Annotated in this window: 12 protein-coding genes; 5 read left to right on the top strand and 7 right to left on the bottom strand. The window is 69.5% G+C overall.

The features are described from left to right. Positions 1–8: 8 nt before the first annotated feature. The 3 genes from CDN99_RS10150 to CDN99_RS10140 form a co-directional block, all read right to left on the bottom strand. The gene (locus CDN99_RS10150; protein WP_158218809.1) at positions 9–3,557 is read right to left on the bottom strand and encodes a two-partner secretion domain-containing protein; all 3,549 of its coding nucleotides are present in this window, start codon (positions 3,555–3,557) and stop codon (positions 9–11) included. A gap of 59 nt (positions 3,558–3,616) precedes the next feature. Next, positions 3,617–5,335, bottom strand: coding sequence for a ShlB/FhaC/HecB family hemolysin secretion/activation protein (locus CDN99_RS10145; protein WP_158218808.1), 1,719 nt, complete (start codon positions 5,333–5,335; stop codon positions 3,617–3,619). Positions 5,336–5,419: 84 nt separating this feature from the next. Continuing rightward, positions 5,420–8,203, bottom strand: a complete 2,784-nt coding sequence (locus CDN99_RS10140) for a two-partner secretion domain-containing protein (RefSeq protein ID WP_088384724.1) — start codon at positions 8,201–8,203, stop codon at positions 5,420–5,422. 232 nt (positions 8,204–8,435) lie between these two features. On the opposite strand from CDN99_RS10140, the gene mfd reads away from it, so the two are divergent. The 4 genes from mfd (at position 8,436) to CDN99_RS10120 (ending at position 16,697) form a co-directional block, all read left to right on the top strand. After that, positions 8,436–11,903, top strand: a complete 3,468-nt coding sequence (mfd, locus tag CDN99_RS10135; RefSeq protein WP_088384849.1) for a transcription-repair coupling factor — start codon at positions 8,436–8,438, stop codon at positions 11,901–11,903. Positions 11,904–12,280: 377 nt separating this feature from the next. After that, positions 12,281–13,015: a phosphoserine phosphatase SerB gene (gene serB / locus CDN99_RS10130; protein ID WP_088384723.1), complete on the top strand. Its 735-nt coding sequence runs from the start codon at positions 12,281–12,283 to the stop codon at positions 13,013–13,015. 70 nt (positions 13,016–13,085) lie between these two features. Continuing rightward, positions 13,086–14,975 carry a putative bifunctional diguanylate cyclase/phosphodiesterase gene (locus CDN99_RS10125; protein WP_088384722.1) on the top strand — a complete coding sequence of 630 codons (1,890 nt, stop codon included), beginning with the start codon at positions 13,086–13,088 and terminating at the stop codon, positions 14,973–14,975. Between the two features lie 78 nt (positions 14,976–15,053). After that, positions 15,054–16,697: a hypothetical protein gene (locus CDN99_RS10120; protein ID WP_088384721.1), complete on the top strand. Its 1,644-nt coding sequence runs from the start codon at positions 15,054–15,056 to the stop codon at positions 16,695–16,697. Positions 16,698–16,734: 37 nt separating this feature from the next. Here CDN99_RS10120 and rraA read toward each other — a convergent pair whose 3' ends face one another. The 4 genes from rraA to CDN99_RS10100 all read right to left on the bottom strand — a co-directional run bounded on the left by rraA (position 16,735) and on the right by CDN99_RS10100 (position 20,723). Beyond that, the gene (gene rraA / locus CDN99_RS10115) at positions 16,735–17,259 is read right to left on the bottom strand and encodes a ribonuclease E activity regulator RraA (RefSeq protein ID WP_088384720.1); all 525 of its coding nucleotides are present in this window, start codon (positions 17,257–17,259) and stop codon (positions 16,735–16,737) included. 72 nt (positions 17,260–17,331) lie between these two features. Next, entirely contained in the window at positions 17,332–17,559 is a 228-nt protein-coding gene (locus tag CDN99_RS10110) for an RNA-binding S4 domain-containing protein (RefSeq protein ID WP_088384719.1), read from the bottom strand. A 14-nt stretch (positions 17,560–17,573) separates the two neighbouring features. After that, the gene (locus CDN99_RS10105) at positions 17,574–19,307 is read right to left on the bottom strand and encodes a thiamine pyrophosphate-binding protein (protein WP_088384718.1); all 1,734 of its coding nucleotides are present in this window, start codon (positions 19,305–19,307) and stop codon (positions 17,574–17,576) included. A gap of 159 nt (positions 19,308–19,466) precedes the next feature. Beyond that, entirely contained in the window at positions 19,467–20,723 is a 1,257-nt protein-coding gene (locus CDN99_RS10100) for an MFS transporter (RefSeq protein ID WP_088384717.1), read from the bottom strand. 69 nt (positions 20,724–20,792) lie between these two features. On the opposite strand from CDN99_RS10100, the gene CDN99_RS10095 reads away from it, so the two are divergent. Continuing rightward, positions 20,793–21,638, top strand: a complete 846-nt coding sequence (locus CDN99_RS10095; RefSeq protein WP_088384716.1) for an AraC family transcriptional regulator — start codon at positions 20,793–20,795, stop codon at positions 21,636–21,638. Positions 21,639–21,641: the final 3 nt, after the last annotated feature.

Raw genomic sequence — 21,641 nt, 5'->3', positions numbered from 1 at the left:
CGTCGGCGCTACGGGCGAATCGCCTCCGGCGGCAGCCGGATGCCGCGCACGCGAGGCGCGGATGCGGCAGCCGCCGGCGTGGGCGCGAGCGATCTGTCGCAATCCTGGGCATCGCGCGCGCCGGCGCAGGCGATGGCCTGACGCGCCGGGAGCGGTGCCTGCGGAGGATTCGGTCGAGGCGTCGGAATGATCGGGGCGGGTTTCGCCGGCTCGGGCGTCACCGGCTCGGGCGTCACCGGCTCGGGCTTCGCTGGCTCGGGCTTCGCTGGCTCGGGCTCCGCTGGCTCGGGCAGCGGTGGTGTTGGCGGGCGCGTCGGCTCCCATGGCGGCGGAGGTCGGGTGGGTTCTGCCACGGCCTCGATGCGCGCAGTCCTGCTGCCGGCCTCGCCATGAAGCACGCTCAACGGCGACCTCGCCTCGCCGTTGAATCCAACGAGATCCACCCGGGCGCCGACCTGGCGCAGCCCGATCTCGGGGCTGTCGAATCGATAGGTCGGAAGGAATCTCAGATTGCCGTTCTCCGCCAGATCGATGCCCGAGAACACCACGCGGTCGACCTGGGCCGCGGTCGTGCCGTCGTACGGCTTGCTGCTCGCGCGGAAGTCCACCTGCAACGGCCTTGTGATCGAGAGCGTCCGAGCCTGCACATCTCCCAGCTTGATGGCCCCGATGCTCTCGATGGTCACGGAGCCCCCGCGGCTATGGATGGGGGCCGCATCGGACTGGGACATGCCCGAGCCTTTGATCACCAGATCGCCGGCGCCGACATCGAGGGGAGCGGCAATGGAAACGAGGGCATCCAGAGTCAAACGGCCGCGGGAGTTCTTCTCGGCGGTGATGCTGCTCTCCAGGTAGATGAACTCGTTCCTGGCGGTCCTGCCGATCTCCACGTCCACACCGTCATTCAGCCATCGTTCGATTCGGCTGGACGCCAGAGTTCCAGGCCCGTCGATGTCAAAAATCTGATAGATCGAATCGACAAACGACAGCTGGTGCCCTGGCGTCAGTTCACCTCGCAAGTCGACTTCAGGACTGTCGGATCTCAACGTGACGCGCCCCTTGCCTGCCGCGCTGACCGCGCCGTCGAGCACAAGCGAATCATTCGCCGCAATCAGCACCTCGCCGTCATGCGCCGACGTCGTCCCGGCGTGGTCGAGCCCCCCCAACGCCCCCTCGATGCTGGCCACCTTGCCGGTATCGTCGAGCGTGGCCGCCTGGGCGCTGATCAGGTGCACCGTGCCTGATGGCGCCTCGATCCGTCCCGATTGCGAGAGCGATCCGGATGCCAGCAGCGTGAGGACGCCCCCCCTCCTGACCGAGATCGTGCCCCGTTGCTCCAGGCCGCCATCACCGCCGGTCAGACCCCGCGGCGCGGACGCCCCGTTCATCATGTCGTCCGCCAGGCCGACCGTCGACGCCAAGAAGCCCCCCGCGTCGACGTTGGCAGTCTTGCCCACGCTGATGCCATGGGGGTTGATCACATACACCCGACCATCGGCCGTCAATGCCCCGTCCAGATGACTGCCGCCCATGCCGGTGACTCGATTCACGATGAACGCGGTCGCATCCGGCTGCTCGATCCGCACCGCGTGATCCTTCCCGATGTCGAAGTGATCCCAGTCCAGCTTGGCTGCCGGCGACGTCTGCCTGATCGTCATCACCGTGCCGACGGCATCGACGCGCACATCGCCGTGCCGCACCACATGGCCGCTGGGCAGCACCGGCGAGGCGGGCTTGAGCGGATCGACCGGCTTCTCCGGTACCGTGGGCCCGATCGGCTCGACGGTAGGCGTCACCGGCTCGATGGGTTTGGGGTCGATGACGCCGGGGCCGGTGATGGAGGTTTCCTTCAAGCGATAGTTTTTCGCATCGCGCCCGGAGAGCGCCAATCCGGATACGCGGATGCGCTGCGATCCTGGTTCGGCGCTGTCAAAGGTGGCGGACCGATACGACACGCTCAAGTCGCTTCCCGCGAGCGCGTCGGCAGGAAACAGCTCGACCTTCGCCTCATTGTTGCCGTCGAACACCTTCCGAACGGGGCGCATGTCGACCCCCAACGGCCGCGGCTCGATACGAACCTTGCGTCCGAGCGAATCGTCCGCCTCGACGACCTTCAAAGACGTCTTCCGATCGCCATGAAACCCGACGATGTCGACGTGCGCGGACACGGTGCGGTCGCCCACGTTCGGACTGTCGAGGACGAATGACGGCGCGAATCTCAGGTTGCCACCTGTCAAATCGATCCCGCGCAGCTCTTCGTTGGACACGCGGGGCACGTCGAGAGTCCCGTCATAGACCTTGCTCCCAGCCTGAAACGTCACGGACACCGGCGACTCCACCGACAGTCGCTCTGCCTCGACGGTGCCCAGCACCAATGGGGCAGGCCCGGCAAACGACGCCGGTGGCGGGGCTTTGAAACTCACCAGGCCGGTTCGACTTGTCACGGCCGTTTCTGGTTGCATGACGATGCGCCCGCCGAGGCCGTTCGCTTCGATTCGGATGTCGCCCGTCAGACGGATGTCTTTCCTGATGTCGACGCTCGGACCGACCAGACGCAACCGGCCGTTCTCATGCTTGTCGGAATGGAGGGGCGCATCGACGGTCAGGCTGCCGTAGGCCTCCGCGCCCAGGACGACGTCCGTTCCCTCCTCGAGCCAACCGAGCACCTGCGCCGCGGCGATCGACCGCCCTTTCGAGACCTGATCGACGCGCAGCCCCGGGATCGTCAGCTGGAGGTGGTCGACCTCCGGCTCGATGTGTGATCCCTCGGACAGACCATGCCGTGCATAGATCGACACTCGCCCGCCATCAGCGGCCTGCAGCATGCCGCCCAGATTGATCGGTCCAACCCCATCGCGGATATCGATCTGCCCACCGGAGGCTAGGGTCTGTCCCCCATGACGCATGCCGCGCTCGGCGGACGCCGGCTGGTTGGTCGTGCCAGCGATATCGCCGATCGCTCCCAGGACGAGCGTCGGACTGAGCACCAGGTTGATCGATCCGCGCCGTGCCTCCATCCATCCTTCTTGCGCTAGGGCACGACCACTGGCAAGTGTCGCGATACCACCATGGGACACGGCGATGGCTCCTCGATTGACGACCTCGCCTCGGTCGGAGATGCGCAGATCGGTGATGGGCCCCGCCCCCACCATCTGCCCCTCATCGACCCACATGCCGGCGACCATCAGGCCCGCGGCTTCGACCATCGCGCTCTTGCCGAGTTGCACTCCATGGGGATTGATCAGATACACCCGCCCATCGGCAATCAGCGATCCGTCGATCTGGCTTCCAGCTCCGCCCACGACCCGATTCACGAGGAGCGACGTCGCATCCGGCTGAAAGATGTCGACCGTGTGACCCGTCCCGATATCGAAGCTATCCCAATCCAGCTTGACCACCGGCGATGTCTGCTTGATCGTCATCACGTTGCCATCGGTGGTGATGGCGACCGCCTCCGCGCCATATCGCGCCTTGTAGCCGGTCGGCAGGCTGGCTCGCGCCGGTCCGGCCATGGAGATCAACCCCGCCAGCAGCATCGCCCCGGCGATGCTGCTCAATCGAGTCCGCGTCCGTTTGCTCATTCCAACGTTCATTCGCTGTCTCCTGCTGCTCGATGTCAAAGGGCGTAGCTCACGCTGACCCATACCTGCGGCACCTTGGCGCGGGAGTCAGATGCCGACCGACGCTGCGACACGGACGCCAGCCGCCAGGCGGCCGTTCCCTCGGCGCTCCAGCGCCCGTGCCGCCAGCGCAGTCCCAGGCCCGTTCCGGCCAGCGTCCGCCCGTCGCGGTCCTTCACCCTGGCCTTGGGCGCCGCCCACGGTGTGTGGTGAAACTTGACGCGCCCCGCATCGATGAAGGCGAACGGCTCCAGGGCATTCCAGCGATAACGCAGCTCCGTCTGTGCAAGCACGCCGTGATCGCCCGAGACCTCCCCGAGCGACCACGCGCGCACGCTGGCCGGGCCCCCGAGAACGAACTTGCTCGACGGGTCGAGGTTCTTGTCCGCGATCTGTCCGCTGGCTCTCAGCAGCAGTCCCCATGCGGACCACTGCTTCAGCAGCGCGGCGTCGGCGGAGATGACCAGGAACTCGCCCGCCACGCGGGGACCCGCTGCATCGATGGCGGCCCAGGCGGGATCGCGCAGCCGCACCTTGCCTGCTTCCATCGCCACGCCGCCCCAGGCGACGCTGCCTGAAGACAGGGATGTCACCCCCCGCAGGCCGGCTGTCACCGACGTCGACCGCCGAGGGTCCTCCAAGGCGACGGCGCGTTGCCGATTGACCATTCGCCGCATGGCCGCGCCGATGTGCCAGCTCACGCGCGACGATTCGGTCAGCACCAGCGGCACCGTGACCGCGAGTCCACCGATATCGACCTGACCCTCTGCTCGCAGCGGCTTGAACTCCCCGCCGAGTTCGTAGTGATGATGGCCACCGGACAGGGACAGCCGCGACCCGCGCGTGCTGATCGGCAGGCCGTATCCGACCGATCCCTGCCACCCGCGCCCGTCGTTCCCACCGGCGACCACGGACAGACGATCCCCGAAGCGCAGCACCCCGTTGACATGCCCCGAGGCCGTCAGACGATGGCGTCCCGAATGACGATTGCCGTGGTTGTCGAGATCGATCTCCGCCTCCCAGCGCCGCGCCCGGTTCAATGTCAGGACCACGTCGCCCTCGCCCACCGCCGCGCCCGGCCCGAGGGCGGCCCGTACCGATATGCCGGGCAACTGCGAAGCGATGAGCACCTGCCGCTCGAACTCCGTGCCGATGGGAAGTCCCGAGCTCAGATCGGCGAACCACGGCCTGGCGTCGCCGGTCGCATCGCCGTTCAGTTCGACGCGCCCGTAACGTCCCTCGACCACGGCGATCCGCCATTCGCCTCGCGCCGGATCCTGCGAGGGCACGTAGGCCCGAGCAAATGGGCGCCCCGCCGCCCGCACCTGAGCTTCCACACGTCGTGCCAGCGCCTCGAGTCGATCGGGCGGCGCCAGGTGCGTCAACATCGGTTGCAGCTCGATCGCGAGCGCCGCGCCATCCAGCACCGTCACGCCATCGATGCGAAGGCGATGCGGCATCGATGGACCGACCTGAGTTCCGCCTGTCGACGCGTGCGGGCTACCTGCGGCGGTGGAGGACAACGCGACGATCGACGGACTGGGGTCGGCGGCCAGGACCGGCAAGTTGGGGAGCAGGAGCGCGAGCCCCCCCAGCACGCCGAGGGGCGTGCACCGGCGATTCGATCGCGGTCGGGCCCCGTCGCCGCCGGTGGCCTGGGCGTTGAAAGAACAAGGAATGAACGTCTTCATGGTCTTCATGGCTATCGCGAGCATGGAGGAGCGCTCCATGCCGTCGGGCAGAGGTTTCTCAGACAGGCGGCGGCTCTCGCCGCGTGGGTGATTTCGGCGGAGGTCCGATCAGATCGGACGGCGCGCATCGGGAAGCCGGATGCCGTCATCGAGGCGCAGATCCGGCCCCAGGAGCAAGGGCTCCGTCCGGCCCGCCCGTCCATCGCAGGTCGTGATCTCGCGCATCTCGACGTCGAACGACCGCGGGCAGGCCCAGTTCGATCGATCCGTGATCGACGATCGCTCCGGCACGGGCGGCGCGATCGGCGGTGCGATCGGTGGCGTGACTAGCGGCGTGATCGGAAGCGTGATCGGCGGTGCGATCGGTGGTGTGACCGGTGGTGCGATCGGTGGTGTGACCGGTGGTGTGACCGGTGGTGTGATCGGTGGCGTGATCGGTGGTGCGATCGGTGGCGTGATCGCCGTCGGTGGGACGGGTTCGGATGGCACCACGCCGTCGATTCGACCATCGCGAAGCGTCAAGGTCGACGGCTCGACCCTGTAGTTCCCGCCATCCCTTCCGCCCAGGGTGAGCCCGCTGACGGTGATCGTCTTGCCAACGCCCGGCCTGGGGTCGTCGAACTCGGCCCGCTCGTGAGCCACCAGGACCTCGTCCTGCGGCAGCGGCTCGACGGCGAGCTCCACCAGCGCCGTTCGTGTGCCGTCGTAGGGTTTGGGCGTCGACACGGCGGTGACGGGCAACAGTCTGGGCCGAATGGTCGCCACCGTCTCCCACTCGCGATTCGACCGCGTCACGGTGTCGCTCAGATCCATCTCGATCTCGTGCAGACGCACCTCCGTGCGCTGGTCGCCGTTGTGGCCCGTGAGCGAGACGGTGGCCGTAGCCACCACGTCCCTAGCGGCGCGCCGGTCGGCGAAAGTCGCATCGACATGTACGCGCAGATTGCTGTCCGGCGTGAAGCTCACGCCGTGCAGAGTGGCGTGCTCGACGTCGGCTCGCGTGGTGCCGTCGTAGGTCTTGTCCGCCACGGCCCAGCTCAGGCCGGCGCTTCGTGACTCGATCTTCAACGCCTGCGCCGACACCCTGGCCAGTCTCAGGCCGTGCCGTGTGCTGGTGGCATCCGTGCGGCTGGCCGGCCCCGGCACCTCGAAGGTGACGGTGGACCGTGGCATCTCGACACGCGTGTCGTCAGCCATCGCGATTGATCCCGGCGTGGCTCGCGAGATCAGCGTGGCCGCGAGGCCCCCCGTCGCGCGTCGAATGTCGGCATTCAACGCGATGTCCGCGGCACGCAGCGTCAGGCGGCCGGAGTCGACGGCCTGGGTCGCGAGCGGATGGGCCAGCTCGATCCGGTCGGTGGCCGCGAGTTCGACCGACAGTCCGCGGTCCAGCCAAGTGGAGAGCTCGCTCACCATCAATCCGACGGGCGCGCTGACACCGGCCGCGTCGCTTCGCGAGGCACCGTCCCCGGAGCGGCCATCTGGCTTCACCTCCGACAGCAGCCAGGCGGGTGCGCCCAGATTCAGTTGTCCGCCGCGCCCGGCCTCCTTGCCGAGGTCAAGGTAGGCCCCCATCGGGCTGCCCCTGCCGGCCCGCAGTTCAAGCGTGCCCTGACGCCCCTGGGGCCCGGCTCCGTTGACGCGGAGGTTGACGCGCGGCGCGGCTGCGATGGCGCCTGCGGACTTCAGCGTCACGCTTCCGCCGTCGCCCGACTGCGTGGCGCTGGCATTCAGATCGACGCGACCGGCGATCCCGAGCACCGCTGACTCCGGCGCACCGCTCGCCTCCACCGTCACCCGCCCGCCCCGAGTCGCGCCGGTGGCGAGCATCTCGCCTCCCTGCATGGAGAACGACGTGGCGCGCAAATCGACGCTGCCCCCGGCCCCCTCCAGGCCGTTGACCACCAACGGCGCCTCCCGAATCGTGAGCGCGCCGCGTCCGGCATCGATTCGCACCGAGCCGCCATCACGCCCTCCGCCCGCCAGGATCGCTGACGTTTGCTCCACGCCGCGGTTCGCGGTGACAACAACGTTGCCGCCGTCACGCGCCAGGCTTCTCGTGGTCAGGCTGCCCGCAAGCACCACGTCGTCGCCGGCCAGCCGAATCGCGCCGCCACTCGCCTTCTCCGCGCCGGCCCTCAGTTGACCGATGATCGACAACGTCTTCGCGGACTTCATGTCGATTTCCCCGGCGGACATCGCGCCTTCGCCGGAGACATCGATCAGGACCGCGGAATCTGCGATCTCGACACCTTGCCCCCGCACGATCACTCGACCGCCCGGCACCTGGATGCCCGCTCCGATCGTCACCTGCCCACCCGCGAGCACCGCGACACCGCGGTCGTGGATGCGGATGCGGCCGTACTGCCGGACCTGCTCGGCGCCGCCCGTGGGGGTCAGCCCACCGATGACGACATCGCCGCGCATCAGGCCTTCCTCCGCGGCTTTCACCGTCGAAAGCACGAGCCCGCCGACATCGATCTTGGCCTCGGGCCCGACGAGGATGCCCCATTCGTTCAGGAGGAACACCTGACCGTTCGACGACAACGTGCCTTCGATACGGCTCGCTTCGGCGCCGACCACGCGATTGACGACCACCGACTCGCGGCCCGGCTGTTCGAACGTCACCTTCGCGGCTCGTCCGATGTCGAACGCGTTCCAATCGAGCACGCCGTGGCCATCCAGTTGCCGGATACGCATGACACCGTCCGCGGACGAGGTCGGTCCGAAGCGGCCGCGGGTCACGACCCGCCCCTCGGGCAACGCCGTTGGAGACAAGGGGATCACGGCTTCGGCCATTGCCGAGGGTGCCGCCAGATGGCAGCAGATCAGGACGGCGCCGGCGATGGCGGATCGCCGCGCGCCGTGGCCGGAGAAGAAGGAACTGTGCATAGAAAAACGACCTCCAAGGAAGCCGTCATTCTTCGAAGCAGGCCGCCCGCCGCCTATGACCGCGATCCGTCACGCCAGGCGGCGACAGTGGTCGTGCCGCGCGCGCTCGACCCTGGAATCCACCAGGAACCCCGGGCCGGGTACGACGACTGCCATGACGGCCGGCCGACGCGCGCCGCGCTCCCTACAATTCCCCTCGGCCCCCACCCGGGGCTGTCCTCATTTGTGCGCCATGCAGCTGTCCCCACTCTCCCCCGGCAAACGCTTCACCCTGCCCCGCCCCACCGGCTCCGCCGACGCGCTGCTGCTCTCGCGCTTCGCGCGGCAGCAGGTGGCCGCCGGCCGGCTGACGCTGATCGTCACCGCCGAGCCCGGCGACACCCAGCGGCTGGAGGACGAGCTCAAGTTCTTCGCGCCGGAACTGCGCGTGGCCGTCTTCCCCGATTGGGAGACGCTGCCGTATGACAGCTTCAGCCCGCACCAGGACCTGATCTCCGAACGGCTGGCCACGCTGTGGCGGCTGCTGCAGGCCAATGGCAAGGCGACCGCCGATCGCGACCTCGACGTCGTGGTGCTGCCGGCCACCACCGCGCTGGCGCGGCTGGCACCGCCGTCGTTCCTGGCCGCGACGACCTTCAACTTCCGCCAGAAGCAGCGGCTCGACGAGTCCGGCTTGAAGCAGCAGCTGACGCTGGGCGGCTACCAGCACGTCAGCCAGGTGGTGTCGCCCGGCGAATACGCGGTGCGCGGCGGCCTGATCGACCTGTTCCCGATGGGGTCGCCGGTGCCTTACCGCGTCGACCTGTTCGGCGATGAAGTGGACTCGATCCGCGTCTTCGACCCGGACTCGCAGCGCAGCCTGTACCCGGTGCCCGACGTGCGCCTGCTGCCCGGCCGCGAGTTCCCGATGGACGAGTCCTCGCGCAAGGCCTTCCGGGCGCGCTGGCGCGAGAAGATGGACGGCGACCCGACCAAGTCGCGCATCTACAAGGACATCGACACGGGCCTGGCCACCGCCGGCATCGAGTACTACCTGCCGCTGTTCTTCGACCAGGTCGCGAGCCTGTTCGACTACCTGCCCGCGCAAGCCGGCCTGGTGTTGCACGGGGAGGTCGACGACGCGCTGCAGCGCTTCTGGACCGACACCCGCGAGCGCCACCGTTTCCTGCAGCACGACCCCGACCGGCCCATCCTGCCGCCCGAGGAAATCTTCCTGCGGCCCGAGGACTTCTTCACCGCCACGCATCGGCATGCGGTGCTGTCGGTGCGCGGTGCCGAGGCAGTCGACTACGCCCGGCCGCTGCCCGACGTCAGCGTCGAGCGCGGCGCCCAGGAGCCGCTGGCGCGCCTGGCCGCCCACCTGAAGAGCACGGCCTACCGCGTGCTGCTGCTGGCCGAGAGCGAGGGCCGCCGCGAGAGCCTGCTCGAACTGCTGCGGGACAACAAGATCGATCCGCCGTCGGTCAAGGACCTGGCGGAATTCGAGGCCGACAAGGACGAACGTTTCGCGATCACGGCGGCGCCGCTGGCGGCCGGATTCTTCTGGAACGAGCCGGACGACGGGCGCCAGATCCAGCTGTTCACCGAGACCGAGCTCTTCGCCACCACGCCCACGACGCGCCGGCGCCGCAAGCAGGAGCAGGTCAGCGACGTCAACGCGCTGATCAAGGACCTGTCCGAGCTCAAGGTCGGTGACCCGGTCGTGCACACCAACCACGGCATCGGCCGTTACCTGGGCCTGGTCAACATCGACCTGGGCGACGGCGCCAGCGAGTTCCTGCACCTCGAATACGCCGACAAGGCGACGCTGTACGTGCCGGTGGCGCAACTGCACCTGATCAGCCGCTACACCGGCGTCAGCGCCGAGGAGGCGCCGCTGCACCGGCTGGGCTCCGGCCAGTGGGACAAGGCCAGGCGCAAGGCCGCGGAGCAGGTGCGCGACACCGCCGCGGAGCTGCTCAACCTCTACGCCCGCCGCGCCGCGCGGGAGGGCCACGCGTTCCGCTACTCGCCGCACGACTACGAGGCCTTCGCGGCCAGTTTCGGCTTCGAGGAGACGCCCGACCAGCGCGCCGCCATCCACGCGGTGATCCAGGACATGATCAGCCCCAAGCCGATGGACCGCCTGGTGTGCGGCGACGTCGGCTTCGGCAAGACCGAGGTCGCGTTGCGCGCGGCCTTCGTGGCCGTGATGGGCGGCAAGCAGGTCGCGGTGCTGGCGCCCACGACGCTGCTGGCCGAGCAGCACTTCCAGAACATCGCCGATCGTTTCGGCCGCTGGCCGGTGAAGGTGGCGGAGATGAGCCGCTTCCGGTCCGCCAAGGAGATCAAGGCGGCGATGGAGGGCCTGGCCGACGGCTCGATCGACATCGTCATCGGCACGCACAAGCTGCTGTCCGGCGACGTCAAGTTCAAGCGCCTGGGCCTGCTGGTGATCGACGAGGAGCACCGCTTCGGCGTCCGCCACAAGGAGGCGATGAAGGCGATGCGCGCCGAGGTCGACGTGCTGACGCTGACCGCCACGCCCATCCCGCGCACGCTGGGCATGGCGCTGGAGGGTCTGCGCGACCTGAGCGTGATCGCGACGGCGCCGCAGCGGCGCCTGGCGATCAAGACCTTCGTGCGCGCCGAGACCAGCGGCACCATCCGCGAAGCGGTGCTGCGCGAGCTCAAGCGCGGCGGGCAGGTCTACTTCCTGCACAACGAGGTCGAGACGATCGAGAACCGCCGGATGAAGCTCGAGGAGCTGCTGCCGGAGGCCCGCATCGTCGTGGCGCACGGCCAGATGCCCGAGCGCGAGCTGGAGCGGGTGATGCGCGAGTTCGTCGGCGGCAAGCACAACCTCCTGCTGTGCTCGACCATCATCGAGACCGGCATCGACGTGCCCAGCGCCAACACCATCGTCATCAGCCGCGCCGACAAGTTCGGCCTGGCGCAGCTGCACCAGTTGCGCGGGCGCGTGGGCCGCTCGCACCACCAGGCCTATGCCTACCTGATGGTCCCCGACGTGCAGGGCCTGACCAAGCAGGCGGCGCAGCGGCTGGAGGCGATCCAGGCGATGGAGGAGCTGGGCTCGGGCTTCTACCTGGCGATGCACGACCTGGAGATCCGCGGCGCCGGCGAGGTGCTGGGCGAGCACCAGAGCGGCAACATGATGGAGATCGGCTTCCAGCTCTACAACGAGATGCTGTCCGAGGCGGTGCGCTCGCTCAAGGCCGGCCGCGAGCCGGACCTGCTCAGCCCCCTGTCCGCCACGACCGAGATCAACCTGCACGCGCCCGCGCTGCTGCCCGACGCGTACTGCGGCGACGTGCACCAGCGCCTGTCGCTGTACAAGCGGCTGGCCACGGCCGACAAGACCGATCAGATCGACGCGATGCTGGAGGAGATCACCGACCGTTTCGGCAAGCTGCCCGCGCAGGGCCAGACGCTGTTCGACACGCACCGCTTGCGGGTCCTGGCCAAGCCCTACGGCGTGGTGAAGATCGACGCCGCGCCGACGGTCATCAACATCAACTTCCGCCCCAACCCGCCGATCGACGCGCTGCGGGTGATCGAGCTGGTGCAGAAGAACCGCAACATCAAGTTGGTGGGCAACGAGAAGCTCCGCATCGACAAGGCGCTGACCGATCCGAAGGACCGGGCGCAGGCGGTGCGGGAGGTGTTGAGGTTGCTGGGGGCGCCGGTGACGCAGCCCTGAGGTGCGGCGCCACCGTGGCGTACGGCGACGATATGGACGGCGGCCTGTTGGCCGCCGTTTTCATTCGTCATCCCCAGGATTCGGCAGTCATCGCGCAATCTGCTGGAAGACGACACGCGACGCCATCGGTTCCAGGCAGTGCGCTGAATGGAACGAGCTCCTGGACCGGTCCGCATCGAACCTTCTTGAGCGCCCGATGCATCACGTGATGGTTGATCTGAGGCCTCCTCCCGCGGCATGCCCTCCACCTCGTCCCCTGCGCGTTGAAGCTCACCCCGGCGACTGCGCTAAGCTGCCGCCCGTCCCCGTCGACCGCTCGCGCTGAATCGTCGGCGGGGACTTTCCTCTTTCAAGATTCCGACCCAGGCTTCGCTCGCATGACTTCCTGTTCTCCCTCGTCGCCCTCGTCGCCCGCCTCGTCGTCCCCCCTCGTCTTGCAGGGCTTCACCGCCCCGCTGTCGCTGGCCGACTTCAAGCTCGCCGCCTTCGACATGGACTCGACGCTGATCTCGATCGAGTGCATCGACGAGATCGCCGCCGCCGCGGGCCGCAAGGACGAGGTCGCCGCGATCACCGAGGCCGCGATGCGCGGCGAGATCACCGACTTCAAGGACAGCCTGCGCCGCCGCCTGGCGCTGCTCAGGGGCGTCGACGAGGACGCGCTGGCCCGGGTCCTGCGCGACCGCCTGACCTTCAACCCCGGCGCGCGCGACCTCTGCGCCGCGCTCAAGGCCGCGGGGCTGACCCTGGTGCTGGTCTCCGGCGGCTTCACTTACTTCACGCGCCATGTCGCCGCCGAGCTCGGCATGGACTTCGTCCGCAGCAACGAACTGGAGATCGTCGACGGCCGGCTCACCGGCGGCCTCGTCATGCAGGAATGGGGCGACATCTGCGACGGCGAGGAGAAGCGCCGCATGATGCTGGCCTGCGCCGCCCGGATCGGCGCCTCGCCGGCGCAGTGCATCGCCGTCGGCGATGGCGCGAACGACCTACCCATGATGGGCGCGGCCGGCCTGTCCGTGGCCTATCACGCCAAGCCGGCGGTGCGCGCGCAGGCCATGATCGCGATCAACGACGGCGGCCTGGACCGTTTGCTCGACGTTTTCCGTTGACATGGGGGGCGGCGCCGCTTGAAGCGCGCCGGCTTCCCTGCCATGCTGCTCGGACAGACAGGGAGCAGCGATGCCACAACAGCACGCGACAAGGTGGGCCGCGCCGATGGCGGCCCTCGGGGCGGAGCCGGCCGGCGGTCGGCGCGACGGCCAGGCGGGGATCGATCATCTGCAAAGGGACGTCCTGGAAGCGGTCGCGCTCGGCCGCCCGCTGAAGGCGGTGATGGACCTGCTGTGCCGCGGCGTCGAGGCGCTGGCGCCGGAGGTGATCTGCTCGGTCCTGTCCGTCGATGACAGCGGCAACGTGCATCCGCTCGCCGCGCCCAGCCTGCCGACCTCCTTCAGCGGCGCGCTGGAAGGGCTGACGGTCGGTCCGCAGGCGGGCTCCTGCGGCACCGCCGCCTGGCGGCGCGAAGCGGTCGAGGTGACCGACATCGCGAACGATCCGCTCTGGGCGCCGTTCCGGGAGCTCGCGCTCGGGCACGGCCTCGCGGCGTGCTGGTCGACACCCATCCTGGTCGGCGCCGACCTGGTCGTCGCCACCTTCGCGCTGTATTACCGCGAGCCGCGCGGCGCCGCGCCCTTCCATCGCCAGATGGTGCAGGCCTGCGCGCAGCTGTGCCAGATCGCGTTCATGCATGACCGGCACCAGCGCGAGATCGAACGCCTGGCCTACTTCGACGGCGTCACCGGCCTGCCCAACCGCACGCTGCTCGCCGATCGCGCCCACCAGACGCTGCTGCTCGCCTCGCGCGCCGAGGCGCCTGCGGCGCTGCTGCTGCTCGACATCGATCGCTTCAAGACCGTCAACGATTCGCTGGGCCACGCGGTGGGCGACCAGGTGCTGAAGCACATCTCCGCGCGACTGCTGGACACGCTGCGGGACAGCGACACGCTGGCGCGCCTGGGCGGCGACGAGTTCGTCGCGCTGCTGCCCGGCTGCACCGCCGAGGATGCGATGCATGTGGCCGCCAAGCTGCGCGCGGCGCTGGAGGCGCCGATCCCGCTCGACGGCAGCCATGCCCGCGTGCAGATGACCGCCAGCATCGGCGTCTGCGCCTATCCGAGGGACGGCGCCGACCTCGACCAGTTGCTCAAGAACGCCGACATCGCGATGTACGAGGCCAAGCGCGCCGGCCGCGACTGCGCGCGTTTTTTCCTGCGCGCGATGAACCAGGCGCTGGACGAGCGGCTCGACATCGAGGCCGCGCTGCGCCACGCGTTGTCGAACGGACTGCTGCAACTGCATTTCCAGCCCAAGCTGCGCCTGTCGGACCGCCAGCTCGTCGGCGTCGAGGCGTTGCTGCGATGGCATGACGCGCAGCGCGGCTGGGTGCCGCCGGACCGCTTCATCCCGGTCGCCGAGGAAAGCGGCCTGATCAACGCGCTGGACGCATGGGTGCTGGACCAGGCCTGCGCGCAACTGGCCGCGTGGCGCGCGCAGGCGGTGAACGTGCCCGGCATGTCGGTCAACGTCTCGCCGCAGCGCTTCCATCAGGACGACGTCGCGGCCCATGCGCGCGCGCTGCTGGCGCGTCACGGCCTCGCGGCGCGGGACCTGACGCTGGAGGTCACCGAACGCCTGATGCTGGACGACAACAGCCGACCGCGCGAGCAACTGCAGCAGCTCAACGAAATGGGCGTCGGCGTGTCGGTCGACGATTTCGGGACCGGGTACTCGAGCCTGAGCTACCTGAAGCGGCTGCCCGTCACCGAACTCAAGCTGGACAAGAGCTTCGTCCGCGACCTGGCGCACGACGCCGACGACCGCGCGCTGTCCAGCGCGGTGATCGGCATCGGCAAGGCCCTGGGCCTCACGGTGGTCGCGGAGGGCGTGGAGACCGAGGGGCAACGCGACATCCTGCTGCAGCTCGGTTGCGAGGTCGCGCAGGGGTGGCTGTTCGGCAAGCCCATGGGCGCGGAGGCCCTGGTGGCGTGGATGACGCCGACCCGCCGTTGACATCCGGCGGCGGTTTGCAGGTGGCCGGAGATGCGCCCCGCACTAGGGCGTCTCCTTGTCATCCTGCCACTGCATTTCATGCCGATCTCCCGCCCCCAAGAATCGTTCGACCCCTGGCTTCCGCACGCGGACATCCCGGTCCGCCGTGACCTGCCGCCGAACGTCGAGTTGGACCGGCAAACCCGTTTCATCGTCGCGACCTTGCGTCATCCGGTCGATGGCGCCGCCGACCTGCGCCACGTGTCGCCAGACGCCTTCGACCGGGTCAGCTTCTTCAATGTTCACGGCTGCGATGGCGTGCATCATCTGGCGGTGCCCGGCGGATGCTCGATCGCCGCGTTGCAGACGCTGATGCACGGCCTGCCCCGCCTCACGGGGTTGATGGCCTGGCAACCACGGGGCGATGTGGAAAGGCCGTTGTCGCTCCCGCATGGATTGGAGGTCTTCGTCACCGATCAGGACAGCCGCGATCGCGTACACGCCGCGCATCGGCACCGCTGCGTCGCCGCGGCGGACCCCGACCTGCCGTTCAGCGCGTTGATGCGCGAGGTCGCGGAGTCCCGCGACCAGCGTGTCGCCGCCAGCCGTCGCGCCGGTGCCCCCCTCCCGCGCGTCGTCGGCAGGCCGCTGACCCTGTACGGCCACGAGGGCACCCTTTCCGCCCCACTCGGCAAGATCGCGCTTCCTCGCGGCACGACGGCCGTCGGGTACCGTCTGGCCCATTCGGTGCCACGCGGCGAGTCGGCCTTCGGGTCCTCCCGCCCGCCGTCGCCATCGACCTCGACCTCGACCTCGACCTCGACCTCGACCTCGTCGTCGTCATCGACCTCGTCATCGCCCCCGACCTCGCCGGAGGTGGAGGCGGGGCCGTGGACATGGGACACCTCTGCCGAGGCGTCCAGCCCGGATTCGCCGAGACCGCGGCGCCTCCAACTCCTGGGCGATGCGCTGAACCACCTGAACCGGCAGAGTTCCGAATCCACCTCCACGGCCTCAACCGCATCGGAAGCATCGACGGAAGCGGTCGATACGATGCCGCAGTTGCTCGACGACCTGACCCGATGGTCGTTCGGGGGCAACGCCGGCCACCTGACCACCAGCCGCAGCATCGAACGCCTCATCACGGCCCGGCTCGTGCTGAACGCGGAAGGTGACGCGTCGATCCGCACGCTGATCGTGCCCCGCGACGGCGCCGCGACGATGCCGCCGGTCGATCTGCCGCCGGCGGCGATGCTGAAGGCGTGCCGCATCGGACGGGACCGGATCCCCCTGTGCGTGCAGGTAGGCTGTAACGGGGTCGCGTCGCCGGAGTCCTTCCGGCGAAGCGTGGCGGCGCTGACGTCCCCGACGCTGATGGTGTGGGCATTGCGAGACGGCGCGTTGCCCGCCGGCACCGCGCTGCCGACCTTCCGGAGACTGGACCTGCGCGCGGTGTCGCGCACGGACACGGCGGTCTTGACGCAGCCCGATCAACAGCGCGCGTTCATGACGCAATTGAAGACGATGACGGGCCTGCGAGAACTCCAGCTTCCGGACGATCTGGCGCAGGCGCAATGGTTGCGCGACTTCTGCGGCAAACGACGAATCACCATGAAATCGGGCGACGAGACGCTGTTGCGAAAGTCGACGCGCGTCGGGCGCTCCCGATCGCTGCTGGAGGCCGCGCGTCACGGATGGTCGGCGTGGCCGGCATGGCAACGTCAGCGCCCCCATTCCACCTGAACTTCGTCGCCGGACACATGCCGCGACGGCATCGGCATCACCCCACCGAATGCACCGCCTTCGGCGCGATCACCACGCCATCCTCGTCGGCATAGAGCCAATCGCCGGGGCGGATCCACACGCCCTCGATCAGCACCGGGATGTCGGCCAGCCCCTGATCGCGGCGCTCCGTCGGCATCGGCACATGGCCGAGCGCGAAGATGCCGACGCCGGCGGCGCGCAGTTCCTCCAGGTCCCGCACGGCGCCATGGATCAGCACGCCGGCCCACCCGTTCCTGGCCGCGCTCGCGGCGAGGTTGCCACCCAGCAGCGAGCGCCGCAGCGACCCGCCGCCATCGACCACCAGCACCCGGCCCGCACCGAAGCTCTCCACCGCGGCCTTCACCAGCGAGTTGTCATCCAGGCATCGCACCGTTGCCACAGGCCCGGCGAAGCGCACGAAGGCGCCATAGCTGCGGTACAGGCTGCCGGGCAACCAGCGCGTGTCTCCGCTGGTGTCGGCCTTGAGCGAATCGCAGAGATCGCAGGTCGAGAAACGGATCGAGGCAGTCGGGGTCGTCATTCGGCGTTACTCCTTGAACGTCCCCGCGCGTGCCGCCGGGGGATTCCTTGAACCGGTCGGACGTCGTGACGCTCAGGCCGGCGCCTGCACCTCGATGCGCTCGCCGTTGAACACCACCACCTGGCCGGCGCGGATCTTGGCGGTCTTGCGCAGCTCGACCTGCCCGTCCACGCTCACCTGACCTTCGGAGATCAGATGGCGGGCGGTGCCGCCGCTGCCCGCCAGGCCGGTGGCCTTGAGCAGCTTGTCGAGTTCGATGAATTCGCCGCGCAGGGCGAAGGGGATGGTGGGAGAAGACATTCGCGCATTGTCCTTCAGCCGCCCGCGGCGCCCTGCCGCTTCAGCGCGGCCTCGCGGATGCCGGTCAAGGTGGCGCGGCTGGTCGACACGTCCACCGGCAGCTTCAGATGGATCAGCGTCGGCGCCTGCGTGGCGAGGGCCTGGCGCAGCGCCGGCTCGACTTCCTCGGTGCGCGTCGCGCTGAACGCCTGCCAGCCGTAGGCGCGCGCCAGCGCGGCGAAGTCGGGGTTGTGCAGGTCGCTGCCGCTGACGCGGCCGGGGTACTCCCGCTCCTGATGCATGCGGATGGTGCCGTAGCTGCCGTTGTCGACGACGACGCAGATCAGCCGCCGCGCGCCGTAGGCCATCGCGGTGGCCATCTCCTGGCCGTTCATGAGGAAGTCCCCATCGCCGGCGATGTTGACCGTCCACCGGTCGCGCTGCAGCAGGCTGGCCGCGACCGCCGCCGGGAAGCCGTAACCCATCGCGCCGCTGGTCGGCGCCAGCTGGCTGCGCCCGCCCTGATGCAGGGCCGTGTAGCGATGGAATCGATGCAGCCAGCCGCTGTAGTTGCCGGCGCCGTTGGTGAAGATGGTCTCGGCCGGCAGCAGCCGGTCGATCAGGTGGATGACCTCGGCCATGTCCATCGGCGTCACCGGCTGCGACTGCTGGTTGCGCTGGTAGTCGGCATGCGCGTCGCGGCTCCAGTCCAGCCACGGCAGCTCCCCCGGACCACCCGGCGGACGCAGTTGCTGCAACGCCAGCGCGGCGCCGCTCATGCTGGCCTGGATCATCTGGTCCGCGGCATAGACGCGGCCCAGCTCTTCCGATCCCGCGTGGATGTGCACCAGCTGCTGCGTCGGCCGCGGCGCCTTCAGCAGCGTGTAGCCGCCGGTGGTCATCTCGCCCAGGCGCGGGCCGATCGCGACGATCAGGTCGGCCTCGCCGACGCGCCTGGCCAGCGCGGGATTGATGCCGATGCCGACGTCGCCCGCATACAGCGGATCGCGGTTGTCGTAGAGGTCCTGGAAGCGGAAGGCGCAGCCCACCGGCAGTTGCCACGCATGCGCGAAGTCCTGCAGGGCCGCGCAGGCCTCGGGGGTCCAGCCGCCGCCGCCGGCGATGACGAAGGGCCGCTGCGCGCCTTCCAGCCGCGCCTGCAGCTGGACCAGGTCGGCCGGCGCAGGCCAGGCGACCGCCGGCTTCGCGCGCGGCAGCACCGGGGCTTCGGTCAACTCGGTGAGCATGTCCTCGGGCAGCACCAGCACCACGGGACCGGGACGGCCCTGCTGCGCGGTGTGGAAGGCGCGGGCGACGTACTCGGGCAGGCGGTCGGCGTCCTGGATCTCGCCGACCCACTTGGCCATGCCCAGCGTGCCGGGCCCGAACATCTGCCGGTAGTCGACTTCCTGGAAGGCCTCGCGGTCGCGCTGGTCCGACGCCACCTGGCCGATGAACAGGACCATCGGCGTCGAGTCCTGGAACGCGGTGTGCAGGCCGATGCTGGCGTTGGTCGCGCCGGGCCCGCGCGTGACGAAGCAGACACCGGGTCGGCCGGTCAGCTTGCCTTGCGCCTCCGCCATGAACGCGGCGCCGCCCTCCTGGCGGCAGGCCACGAAGCGGATGCGCTCCCGGTGCTCGTGCAGGCCGTCGAGCACGGCCAGGTAGGACTCTCCAGGAACGCCGAAAACGGTATCGATGCCCTGCTCGACCAGGGCCTCGACCAGCGCATGCCCGGCGGGCCGGGCGGGGTGACGGTGTTGATCCATGGCCGCCGACTGTAGCGAGCGCCCCGGGCATTGCAAGCGCGAGGGCGGCCCGATGTCGCGGCCTCGGCGCGCCGCGGGGTCAGGCCTTGCGCTATCGCAAGGTCCGGGTGGCTTGGCGATCGATGTCTCGATCGGCCGTGGGGACACCGGGCGCGGCGCTCAGTGCGTCTTGCCCTTGCGCACCAGGCTCGCCGCGCCCACGCCCATCAGCAGCGCCGCCGCCGCGCCCAGGAACACGCCGTTGTTCCAGTGGCGGTCCATCATCGCGCCGAAGATCGGCGCCGCGACCGCGAAGCCGGTGTCCAGGCCCGAATACACCGTGCCGTAGACGCGGCCGGTGGCGCCGGGAGGGGCGGCGCGCTTGATCAGCATGTCGCGCGACGGGCCCGCCAGGCCGGTGCCGAAACCGGCGGTCGCGGCCGCCACCAGCGCCAGGCTCGCCGGCAGCCAGCCGGTCGCGGTCAGCACCAGCAGGCCGGCCGCCGCGGCCATCGCGCCGGCGATGTTGCGCTCCAGGTTCTGCGACTTCGCCACCAGGAAACCGCCCACGATCATGCCCGCCGCGCCGGCCAGCATGTAGCCGGTGACGACGAAGGCGGTGCTGGCCAGGCTCAGGCCGTACATCGCCGACAGCGCCGGCGAGGCAAAGCTCTGGATCGCGCTCAGCGCCGAGGTCGTGAAGAAGAAGAACGAGAAGCACAGCCACACCGACGGCAGCTTCAGGAACGCCATCGGGTGCTCGTCGACGGGGGCCGCGGCACCAGGCTTCTCATGCGCCCAGGCGCCCTGCCGGTCGTCGATCGCGTCGCGCTTGAACGCCAGCAGCGCGATCACCGCCAGCGCCCACAGCGCCGTGGCCACATAGGCGTAGCGCCACTGGCCGGTGGTCTCGTGGATCGTGATCAGCAGCACCGGCGCCAGCGCCCAGCCGAGGTTGCCGGTGATGCCGTGCACCGAGAACGCATGGCCCAGGCGCTGCTGCGACACGCGCTTGTTCAGGATGGTGAAGTCCACCGGATGGAACGGCGAGTTGCCCAGCCCCGCCAGCGCGGCCGCCAGCGCCAGCCCGGAGAAGCCCTGCGCGGTGCCCGCCGCCAGCGAGGCCAGCACGAAGCAGCCCAGCGCCAGGAACAGGATCGGCCGCGCCCCGGTGCGGTCGACCAGGAAGCCCGACAGCGCCTGCCCCACGCCCGAGATCACGAAGAAGATCGTGACCAGCAGGCCGAGCTCGGAATAGCTCAGCCCGAATTCCCGCATGAAGACGGGGAACAGCGGCGGCAGCAGCATGTGGAAGAAGTGGGACGTGCCGTGCGCCAGGCCGATCAGGCTGATGGTCTGGATGTCTCGCTTGGCGCTCTGCTCGGCGCTGAGCCCGAGCGGGCCCGCGCCCGCGGCGGTGGTGGTGGCGGTGTTCATGGCCGAGATGGTGACAGGGCCGGCGCGACGGAATTACGATAGCCGGACAAGTTCTGTCGAGTTTCCGCCATGACCCGAAAATCCCGCCGCACCGTGCCCTCGTCCGACGGCGAGGTGCCCGGCCGCACCAGCGTGCCGCCGCTGGACCCGAGCCGCTATGCGCCCGGCCCGTCGCGGCCGGTGCGGGCCAAGTCGCGCAGCATGGACGGCAACATGGACATCCAGGCGCATTTCCATGCCTGGGGACAGCTTGTCTTCTCGGTGTCGGGCGTGGTGCGGGTCAGCACCGACCGCGCGACTTTCCTCGTGCCGCCGTCGCGGGCGGTCTGGATTCCGGCGGGGCTGGTGCACGCGGTGACCGCGGTCGAGCAATGCGAGCTGCGCACGCTCTATTTGCTCGACCCGCCCAGCGACGACGGGCAGTGGCTGCAGAACCGGGTGCTGGAGGTATCCCCGCTGCTGCGCGAGCTGGTCGTGCAACTGGCGCGGGACGAGGTGCGGCCCGGCGATGCAGTAACCGATCGCGAGGTCTGGATCGGCAAGCTGATCCTGGACGAGATCGGCCGCGCGCGCGGCCTGCAGTTGGGCGTGGCGCTGCCCGCGGACAAGCGCCTGCGCCGGCTGTGCGAGGCGGTGCTGGCCGAGCCGATGCGCCACGCCAGCCTGGACGACTGGGCGGCGCAGGTCGGCGCCAGCGCGCGCACCGTGTCGCGGCTGTTCCGGCAGGAACTGGGCAGCAGCTACGCGCAGTGGCGCCAGCAGGCGCTGCTGGCCGAGGCGCTGCGGCTGGCCGCGCGCAAGACGCCGATGGGGCTGATCGCGGCGGAGCTCGGCTACGCCAGCGCCAGCGCGTTCTCCGCGATGGTGACGCGCACCGTCGGCATGCCGCCGAGCCGGTTCTTCGGGCAGAGCTAGTGC

This window comes from Roseateles aquatilis (genome assembly GCF_002205645.1).
In the GTDB taxonomy this organism is placed as follows: Bacteria; Pseudomonadota; Gammaproteobacteria; order Burkholderiales; family Burkholderiaceae_C; genus Roseateles; species Roseateles aquatilis.
Note: the sequence above shows the minus strand (reverse complement) of the source record. Positions and strands in the feature narration are given on the sequence as shown.